19 protein-coding genes are annotated in these 22,341 nt (G+C 56.8%); 13 read left to right on the forward strand and 6 right to left on the reverse strand.

Features of this window, described 5'->3' with window-relative positions; translation table 11 throughout:
* Nucleotides 1–83: 83 nt before the first annotated feature.
* The 5 genes from ACR0LF_RS08395 to pedF all read right to left on the reverse strand — a co-directional run bounded on the left by ACR0LF_RS08395 (nucleotide 84) and on the right by pedF (nucleotide 5,226).
* On the reverse strand, nucleotides 84–2,444 hold the full coding sequence (locus ACR0LF_RS08395; protein ID WP_480576942.1) for a xanthine dehydrogenase family protein molybdopterin-binding subunit: 2,361 nt from the start codon (nucleotides 2,442–2,444) through the stop codon (nucleotides 84–86).
* Nucleotides 2,445–2,524: 80 nt separating this feature from the next.
* Nucleotides 2,525–3,007 (reverse strand): (2Fe-2S)-binding protein, encoded by a 483-nt coding sequence (locus ACR0LF_RS08400; protein ID WP_152460328.1) that lies wholly within the window; start codon nucleotides 3,005–3,007, stop codon nucleotides 2,525–2,527.
* 28 nt (nucleotides 3,008–3,035) lie between these two features.
* A complete protein-coding gene (locus ACR0LF_RS08405; RefSeq protein WP_480576939.1) occupies nucleotides 3,036–3,560 on the reverse strand; it encodes an SRPBCC family protein in 525 nt (174 codons plus the stop codon).
* Between the two features lie 70 nt (nucleotides 3,561–3,630).
* Nucleotides 3,631–4,527 (reverse strand): substrate-binding periplasmic protein, encoded by an 897-nt coding sequence (locus tag ACR0LF_RS08410; protein ID WP_480576936.1) that lies wholly within the window; start codon nucleotides 4,525–4,527, stop codon nucleotides 3,631–3,633.
* An 18-nt stretch (nucleotides 4,528–4,545) separates the two neighbouring features.
* Nucleotides 4,546–5,226: a cytochrome c-550 PedF gene (gene pedF / locus ACR0LF_RS08415; protein ID WP_480576933.1), complete on the reverse strand. Its 681-nt coding sequence runs from the start codon at nucleotides 5,224–5,226 to the stop codon at nucleotides 4,546–4,548.
* 157 nt (nucleotides 5,227–5,383) lie between these two features.
* On the opposite strand from pedF, the gene ACR0LF_RS08420 reads away from it, so the two are divergent.
* The 10 genes from ACR0LF_RS08420 (at nucleotide 5,384) to ACR0LF_RS08465 (ending at nucleotide 16,697) form a co-directional block, all read left to right on the forward strand.
* Nucleotides 5,384–6,553 (forward strand): ABC transporter substrate-binding protein, encoded by a 1,170-nt coding sequence (locus tag ACR0LF_RS08420; RefSeq protein WP_480576930.1) that lies wholly within the window; start codon nucleotides 5,384–5,386, stop codon nucleotides 6,551–6,553.
* Between the two features lie 2 nt (nucleotides 6,554–6,555).
* Nucleotides 6,556–7,518, forward strand: a complete 963-nt coding sequence (locus tag ACR0LF_RS08425; protein ID WP_480576928.1) for a YVTN family beta-propeller repeat protein — start codon at nucleotides 6,556–6,558, stop codon at nucleotides 7,516–7,518.
* Between the two features lie 22 nt (nucleotides 7,519–7,540).
* The gene (locus ACR0LF_RS08430; protein WP_480576925.1) at nucleotides 7,541–7,987 is read left to right on the forward strand and encodes a cupredoxin domain-containing protein; all 447 of its coding nucleotides are present in this window, start codon (nucleotides 7,541–7,543) and stop codon (nucleotides 7,985–7,987) included.
* Nucleotides 7,984–8,703, forward strand: a complete 720-nt coding sequence (locus tag ACR0LF_RS08435; protein WP_480576922.1) for an ABC transporter ATP-binding protein — start codon at nucleotides 7,984–7,986, stop codon at nucleotides 8,701–8,703. The genes ACR0LF_RS08430 and ACR0LF_RS08435 overlap by 4 nt, the downstream gene beginning before the upstream one ends.
* Nucleotides 8,700–9,491: an ABC transporter permease gene (locus ACR0LF_RS08440; RefSeq protein ID WP_480576919.1), complete on the forward strand. Its 792-nt coding sequence runs from the start codon at nucleotides 8,700–8,702 to the stop codon at nucleotides 9,489–9,491. Before ACR0LF_RS08435 ends, ACR0LF_RS08440 begins: the two co-directional genes overlap by 4 nt.
* 76 nt (nucleotides 9,492–9,567) lie before the next feature.
* On the forward strand, nucleotides 9,568–10,107 hold the full coding sequence (locus tag ACR0LF_RS08445) for a sel1 repeat family protein (protein WP_480576916.1): 540 nt from the start codon (nucleotides 9,568–9,570) through the stop codon (nucleotides 10,105–10,107).
* Between the two features lie 564 nt (nucleotides 10,108–10,671).
* Nucleotides 10,672–12,438 (forward strand): PQQ-dependent methanol/ethanol family dehydrogenase, encoded by a 1,767-nt coding sequence (locus tag ACR0LF_RS08450; protein ID WP_480576913.1) that lies wholly within the window; start codon nucleotides 10,672–10,674, stop codon nucleotides 12,436–12,438.
* Between the two features lie 142 nt (nucleotides 12,439–12,580).
* Nucleotides 12,581–13,264 (forward strand): response regulator, encoded by a 684-nt coding sequence (locus tag ACR0LF_RS08455; RefSeq protein ID WP_480576910.1) that lies wholly within the window; start codon nucleotides 12,581–12,583, stop codon nucleotides 13,262–13,264.
* Between the two features lie 46 nt (nucleotides 13,265–13,310).
* Complete coding sequence (locus tag ACR0LF_RS08460) at nucleotides 13,311–14,480, forward strand: FIST N-terminal domain-containing protein (protein WP_480576907.1); 1,170 nt, start codon at nucleotides 13,311–13,313, stop codon at nucleotides 14,478–14,480.
* A 3-nt stretch (nucleotides 14,481–14,483) separates the two neighbouring features.
* On the forward strand, nucleotides 14,484–16,697 hold the full coding sequence (locus tag ACR0LF_RS08465; RefSeq protein WP_480576904.1) for a hybrid sensor histidine kinase/response regulator: 2,214 nt from the start codon (nucleotides 14,484–14,486) through the stop codon (nucleotides 16,695–16,697).
* Between the two features lie 28 nt (nucleotides 16,698–16,725).
* On the opposite strand, the gene ACR0LF_RS08470 is transcribed toward ACR0LF_RS08465, so the two are convergent.
* Nucleotides 16,726–17,655 carry a LysR family transcriptional regulator gene (locus tag ACR0LF_RS08470; RefSeq protein ID WP_480856221.1) on the reverse strand — a complete coding sequence of 310 codons (930 nt, stop codon included), beginning with the start codon at nucleotides 17,653–17,655 and terminating at the stop codon, nucleotides 16,726–16,728.
* Between the two features lie 144 nt (nucleotides 17,656–17,799).
* Here ACR0LF_RS08470 and ACR0LF_RS08475 point away from each other — a divergent pair, with 144 nt between their 5' ends.
* From ACR0LF_RS08475 to ACR0LF_RS08485, 3 genes are all read left to right on the forward strand, one after another.
* Complete coding sequence (locus tag ACR0LF_RS08475; RefSeq protein ID WP_480576898.1) at nucleotides 17,800–18,807, forward strand: TAXI family TRAP transporter solute-binding subunit; 1,008 nt, start codon at nucleotides 17,800–17,802, stop codon at nucleotides 18,805–18,807.
* Nucleotides 18,808–18,886: 79 nt separating this feature from the next.
* On the forward strand, nucleotides 18,887–21,100 hold the full coding sequence (locus tag ACR0LF_RS08480) for a TRAP transporter permease (RefSeq protein ID WP_480576895.1): 2,214 nt from the start codon (nucleotides 18,887–18,889) through the stop codon (nucleotides 21,098–21,100).
* Between the two features lies 1 nt (nucleotide 21,101).
* A complete protein-coding gene (locus ACR0LF_RS08485; protein WP_480576892.1) occupies nucleotides 21,102–22,340 on the forward strand; it encodes an NAD(P)/FAD-dependent oxidoreductase in 1,239 nt (412 codons plus the stop codon).
* Nucleotide 22,341: the final 1 nt, after the last annotated feature.

Raw genomic sequence — 22,341 nt, forward strand, 5'->3', positions numbered from 1 at the left:
TTCGGAACGCCCCTCCCTGCCCCTCCTTCTTTTGGGAAATCCTCGGGGGAGCGCGGGGGGCTGCCCCCTCGCACCCCAGCCACTCATCTGTTCATCGCCGCCCAGACGCGCGACGGGCTCACGGGCATGTCGATGTGATCGACAGCCTTGCCACCCGAATTCAGCGCATCCAGAACCGCGTTGACCACCGCAGGTGGCGAGCCAATCGCACCAGCCTCGCCGCAGCCTTTCACACCCAGCGGGTTGTGCGTGCACGGAGTCTGGCTGGAATGATCGACCCCATAAAAGGGCACATCATCTGCACGCGGCATCGCGTAATCCATGAAGGACGCGCTCAGCAACTGGCCATTCTCGTCATAGGCACAGTTCTCAAGCAGCGCCTGCCCGATACCCTGACCAATGCCGCCGTGGACCTGACCATCCACGATCATCGGATTGACGATGTTGCCAAAGTCATCGGCGGCGGTGAAGGCCTCGATGGTGACCTGACCGGTCTCCGGGTCGACCTCGACCTCACAGGCGTAAGCTCCGGATGGGAAGGTGAAATTGGCCGGATCGTAGAACGCGGTCTCTTCCAGCCCGGGCTCCACCTCCAGCGGATAGTTGTGCGGGACATAAGCCGTCAGGGTCACATCGCCCCAAGCCACCGACTTGTCGGTGCCTGCGACGCTGAATTGACCGTCCTTCAGCTCAATATCGGCCTCGGACGCTTCCAGCAGGTGAGCGGCGATCTTTTTGGCCTTCTCGATCACTTTCTCGGTCGCCTTGACCATGGCCGAGCCACAGACCGCCAGCGAACGCGAGCCATAGGTGCCCATGCCAAACGGGATCTTCGAGGTGTCACCATGCACGATCTCGACCATCGACTCGTCGATACCGATCATGTCGGCCACAACCTGCGGGAAGGCAGTCTCATGCCCTTGCCCATGGCTGTGCGCACCGACCATGACGCTGATCGAACCGGTGGCGTTCACCCGAACGGTCGCGGCATCATAGAGACCCGCCCGAGCCCCCAACATGCCCACGATGTTCGAGGGCGCTATGCCGCAGGCCTCGATATAGCAGTTGATGCCCAGACCGCGTAGCTTGCCTTTGGCCTCACTCGCCGACCGACGCGCAGCAAAGCCTGCCAGATCGGCAGCGGCCTCGAGCTTGTCCATCGTCCCATTATAGTTTCCGGTGTCATAAGTCAGCGCCACCGGCGTGTCATATGGGAACTGGGTGATAAAGTTCTGACGCCGCAGGGCAATCGGATCGACCCCCAGTTCACGCGCAGCCTTGTCCACCACTCGCTCCAACTGGAACGTTGCCTCGGGGCGGCCTGCACCACGATAGGCGTCAACCGGCACCGTATTGGTAAACATCGCCTTCACATTCACCTGAATGACCGGAGTCTTGTAGTTGCCCGCCATCAGCGTGCCGTGCAACCAGGTTGGAACCGAGCTGGAGAAGGTCGACAGATACGCGCCCAGGTTGGCATAGGTGTTGGTGCGCAGGCCGATGAAGTTGTTATCCGCATCCAGCGCCAGTTCGATCTTGCTGACATGGTCGCGACCGTGGGCATCCGACATGAATGCCTCGGACCGGCTGGACGTCCATTTGACCGGACGGCCACAGGCCTTGGCGGCAAAGGTACAAAACGCCTCTTCCGCATAGTGGAAGATCTTGGTGCCAAAGCCGCCGCCCACATCCGGGGCCACCACGCGGACCTTGTGCTCAGGCAGGCCCAGAACAAAGGCGCACATCAGCAGGCGGATCACATGCGGGTTTTGTGAGGTGGTATAGAGAGTATACTCATCCGTCCCGCGCTTGTACTCGCCCACCGCCACGCGAGGCTCCATCGGGTTGGCGACCAGGCGGTTGTTCACCAGATCCAGCGTCGTCACATGGGCTGCATTGGCGAAGACCTCGTTGACCTTTGCGTCGTCAGCCTCGCCCAACTGCCAGTCATAGCAGATGTTGTTCTTCAGATCGTCATGGACCAGCGTCGCGCCATCCTGCGCTGCGGCTTTCATGTCGATTACGGCGGGCAGTTCCTCGATGTCGACGTCAATCGCCTCGGCCGCGTCGCGCGCCTGTTCGAGGCTGTCGGCCACAACGGCGGCAATCGGATCACCTACATGGCGCACTTTGCCTTGCGCCAGAATGGGGTGCGGGGGCTCCTGCATCGGCGCGCCGTGCTTGTCGGTTACTTCCCAGCCGCAGGGCATCCCGCCCACGCCTTCGAAATCCTTGCCGGTGAATACCTTGACCACCCCTGGCATACCCTCGGCTGCCGATGTATCGACGGATTTGATCCGGCCATGCGCGATGTCAGACCGCAGAAAATGGACATAGGCTTGTCCATGTACATTAATATCGTCGGTGTAATTGCCTGCTCCGGTCAGAAAGCGTACGTCCTCGCGCCGCTTGGAACTGGCTCCGATGCCACTGTCTTTGGGCATTGCTTGTTCTCCTCCCATAAACGGATGCTGGTGCATCCTTCACTCATCCCACGGGCGTATTCACGACGCCCGCAGCGGCATCATTCTGCAGCGATGCTGCCCACGTCCTGACCGGATGCGGCCATGATCGCTTTGACGATGTTGTGATACCCGGTGCAGCGGCACAGGTTGCCTTCCAGATACTTCCGGATTTCGGCCTCGGTCGGGCGCGGGTTCTCTTTCAGCAAGGCTGCCGCACTCATCACCATCCCCGGAGTGCAAAACCCGCATTGAAGGCCATGGTGATCCTGAAACGCCTGCTGGATCACGTTCAGTGAACCATCCGCAGTCGCCTGGCCCTCGATTGTACCAACGTCGGCCCCGTCGGCTTCGGCGGCCAACATGTTGCAGGACTTCACGGCTTCACCGTTCACGTGCACCACACATGCCCCACACTGGGCTGTGTCACAGCCCACATGCGTCCCCGTCAACGACAGATGATCACGCAGAAAACCGGACAGCAATGTCCGGCCCTCGACGTCTCCGCTCACAGCTTTGCCGTTCACGGTCATGGAAATTTTCATGACTTTCTCCTCCCTTAATTCCAAAGGTTCAACCGCCTAAAACGCGCTTGAACCAACCTTTCTTTTCTTCCCCGGCCTCGCCATCGTCCGAGGTTTCGGGCTCGGGTGTGTCCTGAGGTTCGACAGCGTTCTGAAAGTTCTCAAAGAACTGGTCGGCCATTTTTCTGGCAACCCCATCAATGACTCGCCCCCCCAATTGAGCCAGTTTGCCGCCGACTCGTGCATCGACCTTGTAGGTCAGCATCGTACCTTCTGGAGCATCCGACAAAGTAACGTCTGCCGCGCCCTTGGCAAAACCAGCAGCCCCGCCCTTACCTTCACCCGATAACTTCACGCTTTCAAGCGTCACGATATTTGAAAGAGTTACGGCACCTTTGAAGGTTGCTTTTACGGGGCCGACTTTTTGTACCACAGTGGCTTCGAACCCGTCTTCGACCGAGCCGGTCATCTCCTGACATCCCGGCACGCATTCTTTCAGAACCTCTGCCGACAAAAGCGAATCCCAGACCTTGGATCGCGGCGCGGCGATAACGCGGCTGTCACTGAGTTCCATTTCACTTCTCCAAGATTTTTCGTTACGCTACGCGGTGTTCGCCGACCTGACTATAAGACCTTGGGTGTAGTCATCGCAAAGCAGGCGGTGAATGTGTAAGGCCATGGCGGTCAAAGATTGCCGCTATGCGCCCGTCTTGCAGCGCGGCAAAAATGGCGTCATCGACGGCGTAGCTTAGGCCGCGATATGCAAAATGCACTGCAACGCCACTGGTCCATGAGCTCACGGCAAAACCGGGCAGGGGCGGGGTATGGATGTCAAGCTCGGGCGTCAGCCCGGCCTCAAGCTGAGCACGCGGACCCATGGCCGCCATCGTCTCGCCATCGGCCAGTGCTTGCATCGCCTCCGCAGCCGTAGGATAGCGGCGCATGTTTCCGGCCAGTTGCCCGCCCGGAAAAGCCGACAGATAGAAATCGGCAATCGAATCATTTTCGACCGCGACGGTATCGAAGCGGAAATAGGCAGGGACCGGCGGATCATCGGGGTAGGAATCGCGCCGAAAAGCGATGGCAATTTCCTCATCATGGTATTGCCCGGTGAAAACGACCTGCTCGACCCGGCAGGCAAACTCGCTGTCATAAGGAACGTGCAACATGACATTGGCGACCCGGCCATTGATCAGAGGGCCTTTCCAGATCCAGTTCCGCAGATCGGCCTCAAGATTTTCTCCGGCAGCAACCAGATTGAAACGCGCCTCGACGCCCAGTTCCTTGGCGATCAGCTTTCCAATGTCGATATCGACGCCCTGTATCTTGCCGTCTTTCTCATAGGACCAGGGTTCGAAATCCTCATAGGCTGCGAATTCGATGTAACCCCGCTCGACAATGGTATCGAGATCGGCGCCCACAATATCCCGGCTGGCGTTTTGTGGTTTGGGTTGAGGCACATGATCTTCGCATCTGGCCATCGCCATTCCGGTTGAAAAGGTGGCAGCCAACAGGGAGAAAAAAAATGAGCGTCCGATCATGTGCCCCAGTCTGCCGCCCTATTGCGCGGCAGACAATCCAATTGTCAGTTGTTCGGCCGCTTCCGCGAAATTCGGATTATCGCCCGAGATCAGGACGGCCGCACGCAAGGCCACACTGTCAGCGACGGGCGCACCGGATCCTGTCTCGATTGTTCCGGCTATTTCGCTCAGCTCAGATTGCAGGGCTGCAGTGTCGCCTTCACCACCTTCGGCCATGGCGGTCAGCTGGTCCCGAACTTCTTTCAATCGATCCGTGTGATCGTCCAGCGCCCCATCATCGGGACGGGTTTCAATATAAGTGCGAATGGCCCAGGCCGCCTTCTGGCCCAGCAACTCTCCGAAAGCTGGCATCTTGGTGATACCGTTCTGAGTATAGCCTTCGCGGAACCGTTCCATGTACCACTCGTCGCCATATTCTTCGGCCTCGAGATAGCGCAGATCAGGTGCCAGGCCGCCCGAAACCACACCCAGACCATGACAGCGTGCGCAGTTCTGATTGTAGCCTGAGTCGCCGATTTCAATGGCAGTTTTCCAAACCTCTTCGCCCTGATCGCGATAGGGGTTCTCGATCAACCATTCCTCGCCTACATCCGGCAGGGCATCTGTATTCACAGGCTGCGGGGCGACATCTCCGTGCGCAAGTGCCATGCTACCTGCAGTCAGGGCTGCCAGCGCTGTGCCATAAAAACCAAGACGCATCGTCTCCTCCTTCTGATGCTTGCCTTGGTCATAACTCAGGCAGAATCGCTGTGAAATTCGACCTTGGTTGCAAATATGTTCATGCGTGCGACTAAGGTCGGATGGTTTTGCCGAAATCCGCGCGTTTTACTTTAAATGCCTGGGAGGAGGCGTGCACATGACGATGTTATTAAGCGCCTTGGCAGCATTTATCCTGATACCAGCAGTGGCATTGGCTGAGGTTGTCATACCCGTCACCTACCTTCAGCTACAGGTGGACCGACCACCAGTATTGTCAAACCTCGATCCAGAACCAGAAGATCTGGGCATTGCCGGAGCCGAGCTTGGGCTGGCGGACAATCTGACTACGGCCAAGTTCCTGGGGCACCGGTATGACCTGACGGTGAGAACCGTACCTGAAGACGGTGATTGGCTGGCCGCGGCCCAACAAGCGCTGACCGAAACCCCATTCCTGATCCTTGACGCCCCGGCGCAAGCGCAACTGCAAGTCGCCGATCTGCCCGAGGCCGCAGGGGCCATTCTGTTCAATGCATCCGCGCCCGATCTGGAAATCCGGGACGAAGCCTGCCGAGCCAACCTGCTGCACACCTTGCCATCGGACGCGATGCGCACCGACGCTCTGGCGCAGTTTCTCGTCAAACGACGTTGGGATGATCTGGTGCTGATTTCCGGAGAACACACCGGAGATCTGGCCTTCGCCGACGCGATAAAACGGTCACTGACCAAGTTTGGATTGAATCTGCAGGCGGAAAAGACCTGGCGCTTTGATGCCGATCTGAGGCGGAACGCAGCGCAGGAAGTGCCACTGTTCACTCAGGAATTCGGAGACTATGACGTTTTGCTTGTTGCCGACGAACTGGATGATTTTGCCCGCTACATCTCGTTCAACACATGGGAAGCCCGCCCGGTCGCCGGCTCAGAAGGGCTGCAACCGGTGACGTGGTCGCGTGTGGTGGAACAGTGGGGTGCAGCGCAAATGCAAAACCGGTTTTTTGACCAAAGCGGTCGATCCATGCGGTCGAAGGACTATGCCGCCTGGGCTGCTTATCGAATACTGGGCGAGGCCGTAACCCGAACGCAGTCAAGCGATCCGTCTGTCTTACGGGACTACATTCTGTCGGACGACTTCGAACTGGCAGGTTTCAAAGGCAGGGCGATGAACTTCCGGGCGTGGAATGGTCAGTTACGTCAGCCAATCCCGCTGGTGACGGATCGGGCTGTCGTGGCCATGGCCCCACTCGAGGGCTTCCTGCACCAGCGAACGGAACTGGACACGTTGGGCATTGACGAAGCCGAAAGCCGGTGCACGGCCTTGAAGGAGGAATGAAGATGAGGTTAGCCACTTTCTTGGCGGCAACGGCCCTTTGCACACAGGCGGCTGCGGATGAGATTTGGATAAGCAACGAAAAAGACGACACACTCAGCGTGATCGACATCGAAACGCTGGAAGTGATCCGGACCCTTGAAACCGGTGAACGTCCACGCGGGATTACTTTTTCCAAGGACTATTCGGTTCTCTACATTTGCGCGTCAGACAGCGACTCGGTTCAGGTTATGGACCCCGAAACCGGGGAAATCCTGCACGATCTGCCATCGGGCGAAGACCCGGAACAATTCGTGCTGCATCCCAATGATCGGCATCTTTACATCGCCAACGAAGACGATGCGATCACTACCGTCGTTGATACCGAGACGCGCACCGTAATCGCCCAGATAGACGTAGGCATTGAACCGGAAGGCATGGCAGTTTCACCCGACGGCAAAATCGCGATCACCACGTCCGAGACCACCAACATGGCCCATTGGATTGATACTGAGACGCAGGATTTGTTCGCTAATACTCTGGTCGATTCCCGACCCCGTCACGCTGAGTTCGTCAAGGATGGAACCGAACTTTGGGTCAGTTCTGAAATTGGTGGCACGATCACCGTTTTTGACGTCGCAACACAGACCGAGAAAGCCAAAATCGAGTTCGAGGTGGACGGCGTCCACCCTGATCGGGTTCAACCCGTCGGTTTCGAGTTATCGAACGGGGATGAAACCGCCTTTGTCGCTCTGGGTCCGTCGAACCATGTCGCGGCCGTGAATGCAGAAACCTACGAGGTCGAAGACTACATCCTGGTTGGTCGTCGCGTCTGGCACATGGATTTCAACGCGGACAAGTCTTTGCTGTTCACCACGAACGGTGTGTCCGGTGACGTCACCGTTATTGATGTCGGCAAACGCGAACCCATCAAAACGATCAAGGTTGGGCGCTTTCCCTGGGGCGCAGCTTTCCGCCCGACGAATTAAAGCACAGTGAGGAGTCTTCGAAATGAACCGTCCAACCCGATTGATCGCCATGCTGGCCGTGGCGCTTTCACCGACCGCATCGGCAGCAGATGACGATAACGGATTTGGCTTAGCCGGGTTGCTATCCGCCAAGAACAAAGAAGATTTGCCGCCTATCACTCTGTCTGCCGGCGTTCCTTTGGCCGAAACGCCTTGGGAATTGAAATCAGGCACCTATTACGAATTCGAAATTCAGGGCGACGGCAGTCAGGAACTGGCGATCATCGGGCCCGAGTTCTTCCGCGCCATCTGGGTGGATGAGATCGTGGTGGAAGGTTTGGAGATTCGGCCCCTTGGCGTGGATTCCATCGAGTTTGATGAAGCGGGTGAGATGGAAATAGGCTTTGTCGCAATTAAACCGGGCAGCTACTATCTGAAAGTGCCGGGTAGCACCGGGGAAACACAGCGGTTGGAGATTACCATTAAGTGACAGGGCTTTCCGTCCGAAACGTCAGCTACACCTATGGTGAAAAACGCGCCCTTGACGATGTGAGCTTTCACGTCCCGCAAGGCGCGTTTTGCGCGCTTTTGGGTCCTAACGGTGCGGGTAAGTCGACACTGTTTTCTCTGCTCACACGGCTGTTCACCACAGCGCAGGGAACAATCGAAGTCGCTGGCTTTGATATCTCAAAACAGCCGCGTCAGGCACTGGCAAAAATTGGGGTGGTCTTTCAACAGCCGACGTTGGATCTGGATCTGACCGTACACCGAAACCTCAGTTACTTTGCGGCGCTGCATGGGCTGTCAGGCGAAAAGGCCGAAACCCGGATCACCGCAGCGTTGGAAAGATTGGACATGGCTGACCGTGCGCAGGAACGTGCGCGAGATTTAAACGGCGGCCACAGGCGGAGGTTGGAGATCGCACGGTGTCTTATCCATGCACCCTCTGTCCTGCTGCTGGACGAACCTACCGTCGGCCTGGATGCCGCGTCGCGCAGTGCAATTACCAAACACGTCCATGATTTGTCCGCTCAGGATGGATTGACTGTTCTCTGGGCCACACATTTGACGGACGAAATCGAGCCTGAAGATCAGGTCGCAATCCTGCATCATGGCCGCCTTCTGCAACAGGGCACCTGTGTCGAGATCACAAAAGGCCAGCCCTTGCAGCAAGTGTTCCTTGCAATGACCGGAGCACCCGCATGAGCGCCGGATTAACCGCTCTGCGCGCCATCCTGATCCGTGAGGCTTTGCGTTTCATCCGACAACGCAGCCGGTTTATTGCGGCGCTGGTGCGCCCGCTGGTTTGGTTAATCGTTTTCGCCGCCGGGTTTCGAGCTGCACTGGGGCTGTCGATTACGCCGCCGTATCAAACTTACATCACTTACGAGATCTATATCGTACCCGGCCTCTGTGGCATGATCATGTTGTTCAACGGGATGCAAAGCTCTCTCAGCCTTGTGTATGACCGCGAAATGGGCTCAATGCGGCTGCTGCTGACCAGCCCTATGCCACGTTGGTGGCTGCTGTTTTGTCGGTTGCTGGCCAGCACCACGATTTCAATCCTGCAGGTCTATACCTTTTTGGCAGTAGCCGCGGTCTATGGAATAGACATGCCGTGGGCCGGTTACCTGTTCGTATTCCCCGCACTGATCGTCAGCGGGTTGATGCTGGGCGCGCTCGGGCTTGCGCTTTCATCCGCCATCAAACAGCTCGAGAATTTTGCAGGCGTGATGAACTTCGTCATCTTCCCGATGTTTTTTCTGTCCTCTGCCCTGTATCCGCTTTGGAAAATGGCCGAAAGCTCGGCTTTGTTGCGTGACATCTGCGCAATCAATCCATTCACCCATGCGATCGAGTTGATCCGGTTCGCCCTCTACGGGCAACTCAACGCCGCGGCGTTAGGATGGACGATCCTTGCCGGAGTTGTGTTTCTGGGCGCGGCGCTCTGGGGGTACGATCCATCGCGCGGTATGAAACGCCCTAAAGCGTGATCGCCTCTACGACCATGGCAGGCGTGAATTTTCGGGACCGATAGGTTATTGTGCCCCCAAGACGGAGGATCTTTACATGTTCCGCATTGCCGCAATTGCACTACTATTCTCCACAGCCGCTGCGGCCCAGACGGTCGAAGACGAGTACGGCACGCTAAACCCGCAGGACACTGGGTGGGGCAAAGTGATGAGCAATATCGAGAACGGTGTCACCGATATGACAACCTGCGCGTCAGGTTACTACATGACGAAGTCAGGCCGTCACGACATGGCGCGTACACTGTTCAGAACCTGTGCAGAAGCCGGTTATACCGGCGCGATGACCTGGATGGGGCAACTGGATAACAACGGGCTGGGCGGCCCCTACGATCCTGACGCCGCTGCGGCATGGGACAAACGTGCGGCTGACCTTGGGGATCCGGTGGGCAAGTTCAACTATGGCCTCAATTTGCTGCGGGGGCATGGCGTTGCGAAAGACGAAAAACTTGGGCGTGCCTATGTTGACGAAGCAGCTCAGGACGGGTTGAAAATCGCAAAGCGGCTACAGGACTCGGGGTACGATCCGGATGAAGTAACACCTGATGCGGACGAGTGGAAATACGCACCACTGTTCTGAAACCCGTTTTCTCAAATATCTACGACCAAAGGATGAGGCTTGGCGCCGATTATCTTGTTGTGCGTCGAATCCACCCTGGATGTGCGGCGGGTGCGTCATCGGCAAACACCTGACGTAGCAGCAAGTACGGATAGGGAGCATGGCGCCAATGCTTGTCCGAACTTTCCAAGTATCGAAACGGTCGTATGGAACGGGAATGTTCAGTGAAAGGTCACTCTCTGAAGTAAATTTCATGAGCTAAAATATGGTGTTAAGAATCAAAGTTAATGTGATCTGCCTGAATTCTTTCATAATCAACAAGGAATACCTGCTTTTACCCAGCTAGGGGATCAGCACCGGCGGGCTGGCCGACGGGCTCCGCCAATACAGTTCTCGTGAAGCCTTTTCGCATCTTTTCCTCCGGGCAAAAAAGATGCGCCATGCTGGTTGAAATTCATGAACTGCGCCCTACGACCATTGTGCAATTTCGCCGAAAGACCCTCCTGCGAATAATACCCTCGCCAACAGCTCCGACCTGTCGGGGATTCGGCGTGGAGGGAAGACTCAAGTCTAGGGAGGACACCGATGAACCGGTTTATCACGGCGACGGTTGCAAGCGTGATCGCAGCGGGCACGGCCTATGCAGAGGTTACCGAAGACGATCTGGCCAACGACCAAACGATCACGACTCAGGTTGTGACGAACGGCATGGGGCGCCATTTGCAACGCTACAGCCCGCTGGACATGCTGAACAAGGACAACGTCAAGAACCTGTTGCCGGCCTGGGCGTTCAGCCTCGGTGGTGAAAAACAGCGCGGGCAGGAAACCCAGCCCCTGATTTACGATGGCATGATGTATATCACCGGATCTTATTCGCGCCTGTATGCAATTGATCTGGAGACTGGCAAAGAGGTTTGGCAATACGATGCGCGCCTGCCCGAAGGCATTCTGCCTTGCTGCGACGTGGTAAACCGGGGTGCAGCGATTTACGGAGACAAGGTGATCTTCGGTACCCTTGATGCCCGGATTGTGGCCCTGAACAAAGACACCGGCGACGTCGTATGGCGTGACAAGATCGCGGATTACAAGGCGGGATACTCTTACACAGCCGCTCCGCTGATCGTCGACGGGCTGGTGATCACAGGCAATTCCGGTGGTGAATTCGGGATTGTGGGTGCCGTGCAGGCTCGTGACGTCAACACCGGTGATCTGGTTTGGGAACGCCCGGTGATCGAAGGTCATATGGGTACACTGAACGGTGAAGAAAGCACAATGACCGGCGAGTTGAACGCGACCTGGCCAGGCGACATGTGGAAGACCGGCGGCGGCGCAACCTGGCTTGGTGGCTCATATGACGCGGACACGGATACACTGGTTTTCGGCGCAGGAAACCCGGCGCCCTGGAACTCGTGGCTGCGCAACGCGGGAACACCGACCGAAGGAAATGCAGGTGACAACCTCTATGCCGCCAGCCGGATTGGTATCGATCCGAAGACCGGTGACATCAAGTGGCATTTCCAAACCACACCACGCGAAGGATGGGATTATGACGGTGTGAACGAAGTCGTTGCCTATTCTGACCGTGAAGGCAACAAGCGTTTCGCGACTGCGGATCGCAATGGGTATTTCTATGTTCTGAACCGCGAAGACGGTGCCTTTGTTTCTGCCAATCCGTTCGTCAAGGACATCACATGGGCGTCCGGCGTGGATGAAACTGGACGCCCCATCTTTGTCGAAGACAACCGTCCCGGCGATCCCGCCGCAGCGGCTGATGGCAAAAAGGGTGAAGTGATCTTTGCGTCGCCCTCATTCCTTGGTGGCAAGAACTGGATGCCGATGTCCTTCTCTCAGCGGACCGGTAATTTCTATGTGCCCTCCAACGAATGGGGCATGGATATCTGGAATGAGCCGATAACCTACAAAAAAGGCGCCGCCTATCTGGGCGCTGGCTTTACCATCAAGCCGAACTACGAAGATCACATTGGTTCGCTCAAGGCCATCGACCCGGATACCGGTGAATGGAAATGGGAATACAAGAATGATGCGCCGCTTTGGTCGGGTGTGATGACAACGGCCGGGGGGCTGGTGTTCTTCGGCACACCCGAAGGCGAGTTCATTGCGTTGGACGACGAAACCGGTGAGAAACTATGGTCGTTCCAGACCGGTTCGGGCATCGTCGGGCAACCTGTGACCTGGGAACAGGATGGTGAACAATATGTCTCGGTCATTTCTGGCTGGGGTGGCGCGGTTCCGCTTTGGGGCGGTGAGGTGGCCAAGAAGGTCAACTACCTGAACCAGGGCGGCACATTGTGGACCTTCCGCCTGCCGAAAGAACTGGCTTCGGCAAACTGATCCCGAAGAGCTCAAGGCTATGGCGCGCGCCCCTGATCCGGGCGCGCGTATTTTATACGACCTTCCGCCAGTATGCTTGGTTTTCTTTGGTTGCTAGGATTGGTTAGGCTGGAGATAATTTGAACGCAAAAGGCTAAACTGAATGCTTGCTGAATCCGCCGCACGGAACGATTTCGAAAACGTGCTGATCGTAGATGACCATCCGTTGTTTTGCGACGCCCTGTCGATGACATTGCAAAGCGTGGCCCGGATCGGAGAAATCCACACGGCAGACCGGCTGGAAGGCGCGTTGGATCTGCTGGCGGGTGGGTTGAAGCCGGATGCGGTCATGCTGGACCTGAACCTGCCGGATGTAGACGGTCTGGAGGGCCTTGTCCGTCTGAAGGCTGCCGCCAATGCTCCGGTGATAGTGGTCTCATCGCTGACGGACAATCGCGTTGTCAGTCAGGTGATACAAGCAGGCGCATCCGGTTATGTTCCCAAACACAGCCAGCGTGATGTCTTCCGCGCCGCGTTCGAGACAGTTCATTCCGGTGATGTCTTCGTGCCCGAGGGGTGCGTTTTGATTGATGCCGAGGAAGAAGACGAGCACAGCGACGCGGTCAACAGGCTTGCGACGCTGACAAATCAGCAAGCGCGAATTCTGCAACTGATTTGCGAAGGCAAACTGAACAAGCAAATCGCTTACGACCTGTCGATTGCGGAAACTACGGTCAAGGCCCATGTCACCGCAATCATGCGAAAACTTGGGGTACAAAGCCGCACGCAGGCGGTTCTGATCGCCAAGAAAGCGTCCTTTGCCAGCGTCTTGCAAGATCAAGGTTAAGCGTCATACTCTCTCGGCATCGTCGCGCTTTTAGGGAGGACGCACGATGGACCAAGCAGTCGGGTGGGCGGCAGCCCAGGCCCGTTCGCCAGGCATCGTTAAAACGGCTTTTGCACAATACGATACCGGGCAAACAATCGAGATCCTCAAACGTCAGCTGGGCGACGATCCACTTGCGCTTGTTATCCTGTTTGTCTGCCCGAACGCGGATGCATCCGCCGTGATAGCCGAGGCCGCGGACATGTTTGCTCCAATCCCGGTTGTTGGCTGCACCACCGCCGGTGAGTTGGCGGATAGCGGGTATTGCGAGGATCAGATCGTCGCAATCGGCTTGCCGCAATCCCATTTCGAAACGCGGATAGTTCTTGTTCCGGACCTGAACGATTTTGACGCGAACAACATCATCAAGGAGATGATCCATAACCGAAACACGATGATGGGAACCTCGCCCGATTGGGGCCATGAATTCACGTTTCTGATGATTGATGGATTGTCGACGAAAGAAGATGCACTGACGTCGGAACTAGCAGTCGGTCTGGGACCGGTGCCTCTGTTCGGTGGATCGGCGGGCGATGGAACCCGGTTCGGACGCACCTATGTGCTGTATGAAGGGCAAGCGTTGAACAATGCTGCTATTCTGACTCAGGTCCGCACGCGGTGCCCGATCAAAGTGTTCAAAACCGATCACCTTGTTCCCGCCGCGCGGCGTATGGTTGTGACCAAGGCAGATCCAGCCAAACGCATCGTTCAGGAAATCAATGCCGAGCCTGCTGCCCGTGAGTACGCCCGTATTCTAGGCAAAGACCCCGAACAACTCACGACATTCACATTTGCGGCGCACCCGGTCGTTGTGCAAATCGGCGGGCAACACCATGTCCGCGCCATACAGCAGGTGGCGGGCAACGGCGATCTCGTGTTTTTCTCAGCTATTGACGAAGGCCTGGTTCTGACGCTGGCCGAACCTCGGGATATGGTCGAGCATCTGCAGGAGGAAATCAGCCTTTTGACCGAGAAACAGCAACCCGACACCATTCTGGGTTGCGACTGTATTCTTCGCAGGTTGGAGGCGCAGGAAAAGCAGAAGACGCGCGATGTCTCGGACATACTGTCCCGCAATCACGTCGTCGGCTTCTCGACCTATGGGGAACAATACAATTCGATCCATGTGAACCAGACCCTGACCGGCGTCGCGATTTATCCGCCCGAGAAAGAGTAAGGCATGATCGAGCATCTTACCGACCCTTCAGACTCGATTGATCGCCAGAATGAGAAGCTGAGGAAGATCGTCGAAGCGCTGATGCGGCGGGTCGAGGAATCTACCGATGCCTCGGGCGCGGCCTATGCGCAATTTCAACGCGCGGCGGTGCTTGAACAAGAGGTTCGCGCCCGTACAGATGACCTTGAACGCGCGCTCGAGCTTCTGAATGATTCCAATGCCAGATTGGCGCAGGCCAACAAGGAGACCGAAGCCGCACGGGCTGATTTGGCAAACGCCATCGAAACGGTGCAGGAAGGCTTCGCCCTGTTCAATCGCGACGAAGAACTGGTGCTGTGCAACAGTCGTTTTGGGCTGCACATGCCCGATATTCAAGAACGGCTGAGCCCCGGGTTACGCTTTACCGAATATGTTGAGCTGGTCAGCAAATCCGGATTCCTGTCCTTGCCCGAGGCAATGACCCCGCAGGACTGGGCCAAAAGCCGTCTGGATCGGCATGCAGATGACCATGTGGTGTTCAATGTACGTCTTGCTGGCAATCGATGGTCGCAAGTGTCCGAGCACCGCACACCGGACGGTGGCACCGTAATCCTGCAAACCGATGTGACCGACATCATGCGCATCGAACGGCAGGAGAGGGACCGTATTCTTGATGACAAGGCAAGACTGATCCGTGCCACGTTGGAACATATCGATCAGGGCGTCTGCATCTTTGACAACAAGCACCGTCTGATCGGATGGAACAACCGCGCCAGCGAACTTTTGGCCATTCCGATCAATCAGTTTCAGATGGGCACACGGTTTGAAACCCTGTCCACCCGGCTCAGCGCCAATATCAGTTTCCAGAAAGGGATAACCGAGGCGGATCTGCTGGATTGGGTCGGTCGGCAAACCTCGCGCCGTCCCCTTCAATTTCAGATGCACCGGGGGCGATCAAAAATCCTGACTGTCTACGCCCAGGAAATGCCTGACCGGGGCTTTGTGATTTCTTTTACCGATGTGACGGCGGAACGAAAATCGGCTCAGGCTTTGTACGAAGCCAAAGAGTTGCTGGAACAACGCGTAGCGTCGCGCACAATGGAACTGGCGGATGCACTGAACGAGGCTGAGCGGGCGAATGCATCAAAATCGCGTTTCGTGGCGGCCGCCAGCCACGATTTGCTGCAACCCCTGTCCGCCGCAAAACTTTATGTCGCGTCACTCGGCAGCGGTCTGGACAAAGGCGACGCCCAGTCCGTCGCTGCCAAAGCCGAAAGTGCGCTGAACAGTGTCGAACATATTCTGGAAGCGCTGCTCGACATCTCAAAGCTGGATTCCGGACGGGCCGCGGCGCATTTGTCCACGGTATCTGTAGGTGAACTTTTTTCTCAGATGGAAGATGCGTTTCGGCCTGTCGCCCTAGCCAAAGGTCTGGACCTGCGCTTTGTCGACACAAAGGTTCTGGTCACAAGCGATGCCAGCTACCTGCGGCGGATTTTGCAGAACCTGCTGTCAAACGCGATCCGATACACCGACACCGGCAAAGTTCTTGTTGGTGTCAGGCACCGCAAAAATGCGGTTGCCCTGGAAGTCTGGGACACCGGCATCGGTATCGCGCCGGACCAAAGAGATATTGTGTTTCAGGAGTTCCAGCGTCTGCATTCAGATGCAAGTGCGGCTGAGGGCATGGGGTTGGGTCTGGCGATTGTTGAACGGGCCTGTGGTCTGCTGCAACACCCGATCCATCTGCAATCAGAGGTCGGGAAGGGGACAGGCTTCTCGGTTGAGTTACCTCTGGCACAGGCGGAGCCGACCGTATCGCTCACCGCTTCGGAGGTGCAAAAACCAAACCCCAAAATGCTGGGGAATACCATCGCTTTGTTGATCGAAAACGATGAAAACCTCCGCGGTGCTTTGACCATGACGATCGAATCCTGGGGCGTTGAGGTTCTTGAATGCGAAAGCGAAGAAGAAGCAATCAATCTATTGCGTGAGATTGGCATTCTCCCGGATTTTGTGATCGCCGACTACCAGTTGAACAATTCGAAAACGGGGATCGATGCCATACACGCCTTGACCCGAGAGTTCGGACAACTGCCGGGCTGCATTGTTTCGGCCAACCGATCGCCTGAGCTTGTCGAGCAGTGCAAGCAGGCAAAACTGCCCCTGCTTTACAAACCGATTGACCCTCAATCGCTGAAGTCGGCGCTGGAAACGTCGATAGAGCATCCGAAATGAAAATTTGCTTACCAGTACCCAGCTGGTTTCAGACCGTCTCTGTCCGGGGATTGGCACCTGTTTGATGCAACATCGATAGCACTTCTTCCTTCCAGCCGGCCTTGATTTTCAATGCCAGTTGGGACGGAGGGCGGTGATCCGGAGACAGGATCGCATATTCGTATCTGAGCGGCTCTTTAAACGGCAGAAACAGAACCCGGTCATTTGAGATGTTCAGCTCCCGTTCAGTTGCAACGGTCAAAGGATCGACAATCGTACAACATTGGCCCGAGCCGACAAAGGGGATGAGAGGCAGGAAGTATTGGCAGGTCACGTTCGGGGTATAGGTTACTGAAGCCAGTTGAAACGCCCGCCTTACCTTCTTTTGAAAAGGATGTGTGTCGTGCATCCCGCCCATTGGAACACCGTCAAGATCGGCAATCGTTATCGCGGTTTTCTTTGCCAAGGGATTGTCCCGATCCAAGGCGCAAAAACAGTCACCACTGATAATCTCGGCCGAAAACTGCGGCTTCTTACCCGTCGGATGTTCAAAATCCGCAAACCCGAAATCAATATTCTGCGTACCTGCCAGTTCCATGATTTGTGGCGAACTGCGGGTGGAAAGTGTTATCTGAATGTCTGGGTTTCCCCCAACCGAGCGGCTGATGAAATTTGGAAATGCGAAAGTGGAAGGACCGGGCATGGCAGCAATGTTCAGACTGCCTGAATTTCCTTTAAGAAGACCGTGCATCGTGCTGGAAACAGTGGATAACCTGTCCAGTATCCCAGTGGTTTCTGCCAACAGATAATGTGCTTCGGGCACAGGTATCAGGCGTCGTCCTTTGCGCTCGAACAGCGTCAGCCCCAGACTTCCTTCTAGGTTCTTGATTGCAAGGCTGATAGCCGGTTGCGTCCGGTTAAGTTTCTTGGCGGTCTGAGAGATAGAGCCTGTCTCCATCACCTCACGAAAAACGGTCAATTGAGTAAGGTTCATATCAAAAATATAAACAAAACTTTAATTTTGTTAAATATAACAAATTTGTATTTATGGAAATTCTCCATAGGCTGATTGGATCAGAGTTCGGACGAACCGAATCCAATGATCCAAAACTGGGAGCTTACGATGAGACTGATGAAATGCCTGACAGGTCTGGCTTTGGCTGGTGCTTTGGCCGCGCCTGCGTTTGCACAGGACCCGACTTTCTTTCGCATTGGCACCGGCGGTGCGGGCGGCACATATTTCCCGATTGGCGGAACCATCGCAAATGGTATCTCTGCCCCTCCGGGCTCGCGTCCTTGCGAAGAGGGTGGCCAATGCGGCGTACCCGGGTTGATCGCGATCGCGCAATCGACAACCGCATCTGTCTTCAACAACGCCGCTGTACAAAACGGAGAGCTTGAGGCCGGTCTGGCCGCCGCTGACGTGACCCGCTCGATGTATCTGGGCGAGGGCAAGTTTGAAGGTAAACCACACCCGAAACTTCGCATCGTTGCGAACCTGTTTCCCGAAGACCTGCATCTGGTTCTGCCCGCGGGCCAGACCATCAACGACCTGAGCGATCTGGAAGGCAAGCGTGTGGGTATTGCTCAGGCAGGTTCCGGCACACAGGTGGCCGTGCTGCAGATGCTGGACGCCTGGGGCGTCAATCGTGACAACATGGACGAGGCCGAATTGAACAATAGCCAAAGCGCCGAGCGCCTAGCCGATGGTCAGCTTGATGCCTATTTCTATGCAGCAGGTTGGCCAGTTGCCGCGATGGTGCAGCTGTCCTCGACCAAGGGTATGAACCTGCATTCCTTCACCGACGAAGACATGGCGAAGATCAATGAGATCATCCCGGCCTATATTCCCTCGACCATTCCGGGTGGGGTTTATGAAGGCATCGACTCTGAGACCAAAACCCCGGCCGTCAGCGCGATGCTGGTTGTGTCCTCGGACCTGTCCGACGAGTTGGTCTATGGCCTGACCAAGGCGCTGTGGAACGACAACACCCGCAAGCTGCTGGACAACGGTCATGCCAAAGGCAAGCAGATCACGGCTGAAACGGCCTTGGACGGTGTCGAGGCTTTGGGTGTGCCACTGCATCCGGGTGCTGAGAAGTTCTACAAAGAAGCTGGTCTACTTCAGTAAACGCGACTGACTGAAACGTATCGCCGGTGCCCCATAAGGGGCACCGCACTCTGGAATTATGCGAAATCGGGGGGCCATCATGTCCGAGACCCAGAAACTTGATGACCACGAACTGACAGCCGAGGAACTGGCTGCCATCGAAGAACAATTCGACGAAGGCGCCGCCGTCCGACAGGTTACGCCGACAACCGGCAAGGTTCTCCGCGTTGTTGCCCTGATCCTTGCGTTCTACGAATTCTTCACCGCCGGGTTCGGTCTGCCGGCCGATCACTGGCATATGGGTATCTACCTGGCTCTGCTGTTCATTCTGGTTTACGCTACGATCCCTATTGTGGGGGCCAAGAGCCTTTATGCCCTGAAGGTCAGCCGGTTCCGCATCGGCAACATCCCCCTCTACGATCTCGTTTTCATGTCACTTGGCATCATCGCCGCGCTTTATGTGGGCGTTGCCTGGCGCGGCATCCCGTTTCTGGGGATCGAGGAACAGACGTTCCGGATGGGCAACCCCAACAGCTATGACGTGGTGCTTGGGGTTATCATCATCCTGCTGGTGCTGGACATCGCCCGCCGCACGCTGGGCTGGGTACTGCCTTTGATCATCTGTGTGTTCATCTCATACGCCCTGCTCGGGCCGTACTTCCCCGGCTTGCTGCAACATCCCGGCGTGAATTTCAAAACCTTCGTGTCGTCGATGTATTTCCCTCAGGAAGGTATCTACGGCGTCACGCTCTGGGTTGTCTCTACCATAGTGTTCCACTTCGTGTTGTTCGGCGTCATCGCGCAGCGCACTGGATTGGGGCAACTGTTCATCGACAACGCAACCATTTTGGCGGGTCGCTATACTGGCGGTCCGGCAAAAGTGTCGGTGGTATCCTCGGCCTTCTTCGGCACGATCTCGGGCTCTTCGGTGGCCAACACTGTTTCGACCGGCGCGCTGACAATTCCCAACATGAAGCGCCTTGGATACCCCGGCCATTTTGCTGGCGGCGTCGAGGCCGCATCCTCGGCTGGTGGGCAGATCACGCCGCCCATCATGGGCGCAGCGGCCTTCATCATGGCCGAATTCCTCGAGGTTCCCTACACCACCATCGTCATCGCCGCGATTTTCCCGGCGATCCTGCACTATGTCGGTGTTTTTGCCGTGGTGCATCTGATGGCGCGCAAGCTGAACCTGCAAGGTTTGGCGAAAGAGCAATTGCCGCAGCTCGAGGCAGTTTGGGCCGAGGGCTGGGCCAATATCGTTCCGCTGATCGGTCTGCTGGTCGTCCTGTTTACCGGCTACACACCGTTCATGTCGGCCTTCTGCGGTATTTCTCTGGCCGTCATCGCGGGCATGTCGCGTATCAAGCAACCTCCGACACTGATCTATGCCGCAGCTTTTTTGGCTTTCGTGCTGTGGAAATTCTCAGACGGCGGGTTCGACCTGACCATGACCGCGATCCTGTGCGGATTGTCGGTGATCGCCACACTGAACCCTCAGAAACGCATCGAAGTGCCTGAAATGCTGCAAGCGGTTGAATTGGGCGTAAAATACTCGCTGGCCGTCGGCGCCGCGGCCGCTGCGGTGGGCATCGTGGTTGGTGTAATCAACACCACTGGCATCGGCTTCCGCATCGGATTCATGGTCACGCAAGGCGCGGGTAACCTGGCGGCAGATCTCTACAACATGATCTCGTTCAGCAGCTTCCAGCTGTTTGCGATGGAAGATCTGCAACTGTTCATCTCGCTGGTCTTCATTGCCATCGTCTGCATTCTGATGGGGGCGGGCATACCAACGACCGCTCTTTACATCATGCTCGTCTCGGTAGCACAGCCCGCACTTGCACAGCTTGGTGTTCCGCCCATCGCCAGTCACCTGTTCGTTCTTTACTACGGCGTCGTGTCCGAGATCACGCCTCCGGTCTGTACCTCCGCCTATGCGGCGGCGGCGATTGCAAATTCCAACCCATTCCGTACCGGACTGTCCGCATTTACGCTCGGGCTGGGCAAGGTGATCGCGCCGATGGCCTTCGTATACGCGCCGGTTCTGCTGTTCGTGTCCTCCACCGGGTTTGATCTGTGGGAATTCACCTATACCGCAACCAGCTGTATCGCGGGGGTGATCGCGCTGTCGGCCGCAGTGGTGGGCTATTGGTTGCAGCCGCTCAACCTCGTGTCGCGCATCCTGATGGCCATCGCAGGGGTCATCTTCGTGGCACCCAGTTTGACGGCTGACCTGATCGCTTTGGCAGTGGCTTCACCCGTCATTGTCACCCAGTTGATCGCCCGCAGCCGAACTCAGGCAACGGCCTGACATGTCTGAACAGGTTACCATTATCGGCGCAGGGATCGTCGGCATCTGCTGCGCGCTGTCATTGCAGGACCGAGGCATAACCGTGCGGTTGATTGACCGAGGCGAACCGGGGCAGGAGACCTCATTCGGCAACGCCGGAGTTGTTTCACCCTGGTCGATAATCCCACAGGCCATGCCCGGTATCTGGAAATCGATCCCCCGGATGCTGCTGGACCCAAAAAGTGCGTTGTCCGTCAGGCCCTCGTTCTGGCCCAAAATGGTGCCCTGGGGCCTGCGGTTCCTGAAGCAGTCACATGAGAAATCCGTCCGCAGCAACTCGGACGCGATGGAGCTGCTCTGTCGACCATCGATAGAGCTTTACCGTCGGCACTTACAAAACACCGGGCATGAAAACCTGATCGTCGATTCCAACTATATCCATGCTTTTCGCCAACCAGATCAGGCTGACTTGGATGCGCTGGGGTACCTTATCCGGCAGGAAAAAGGCGGGCAACTTGAGCGGATCGACGGTGCGGAACTGCGCCGGATCGAGCCGGCTTTGTCCTCGGAGTTCAAAGCGGCGATCCTGATCAAAGGGCAGGCGCGGGTGATCTCACCCGGTCGGGTTGGTGCGGTACTGGCCGACAAAGCGCGCAAACAGGGCGCTGAATTCGTCCGAGCGGAAGTCAGTGGACTAAACCGAACCGAGGATGGGCAATGGCACGTGGCGACTTCGCGGGACACGCTTCACGCGGATTCCATCGTGTTGGCCGCCGGGGTCTGGTCTGCCGAGCTTTTGAAACCACTGGGCCTGTCCGCACCTTTGGTGGCCGAACGCGGATACCATGTTCAGTTTCCCGACCCAGAGGCGTCCCTCAAGAATTCAGTGATGGACGTAGACGCCAAAGTGGTCGCCAGTTCGATGCAGGACGGGTTGCGGGTGGCGGGTACGGCCGAATTCGGCAGCATCGATGCACCGCCAGACCCAAGCAAACAAGCGCTTCTGACTAAGCAGGCCCGGGCGATGATGCCGGATCTGAACACCAAGGATACGAAATTCTGGATGGGCCGCCGCCCGTCCTTCCCGGACAGCCTGCCTGCAATTGGTCCGGTCGAGGGCCACAAGGGCTTGTTCAGCGCCTTTGGCCATTCTCACTACGGTCTGATGATGGCCCCGAAGACCGGAGAGCTTGTCGCCGATCTGGTGTCAGGCCAACGCCTCAATATCGCATTGGACCCATTTGCCCTGTCGCGGTTCTAAC

It is taken from the genome of Ruegeria sp. E8 (genome assembly GCF_056533985.1).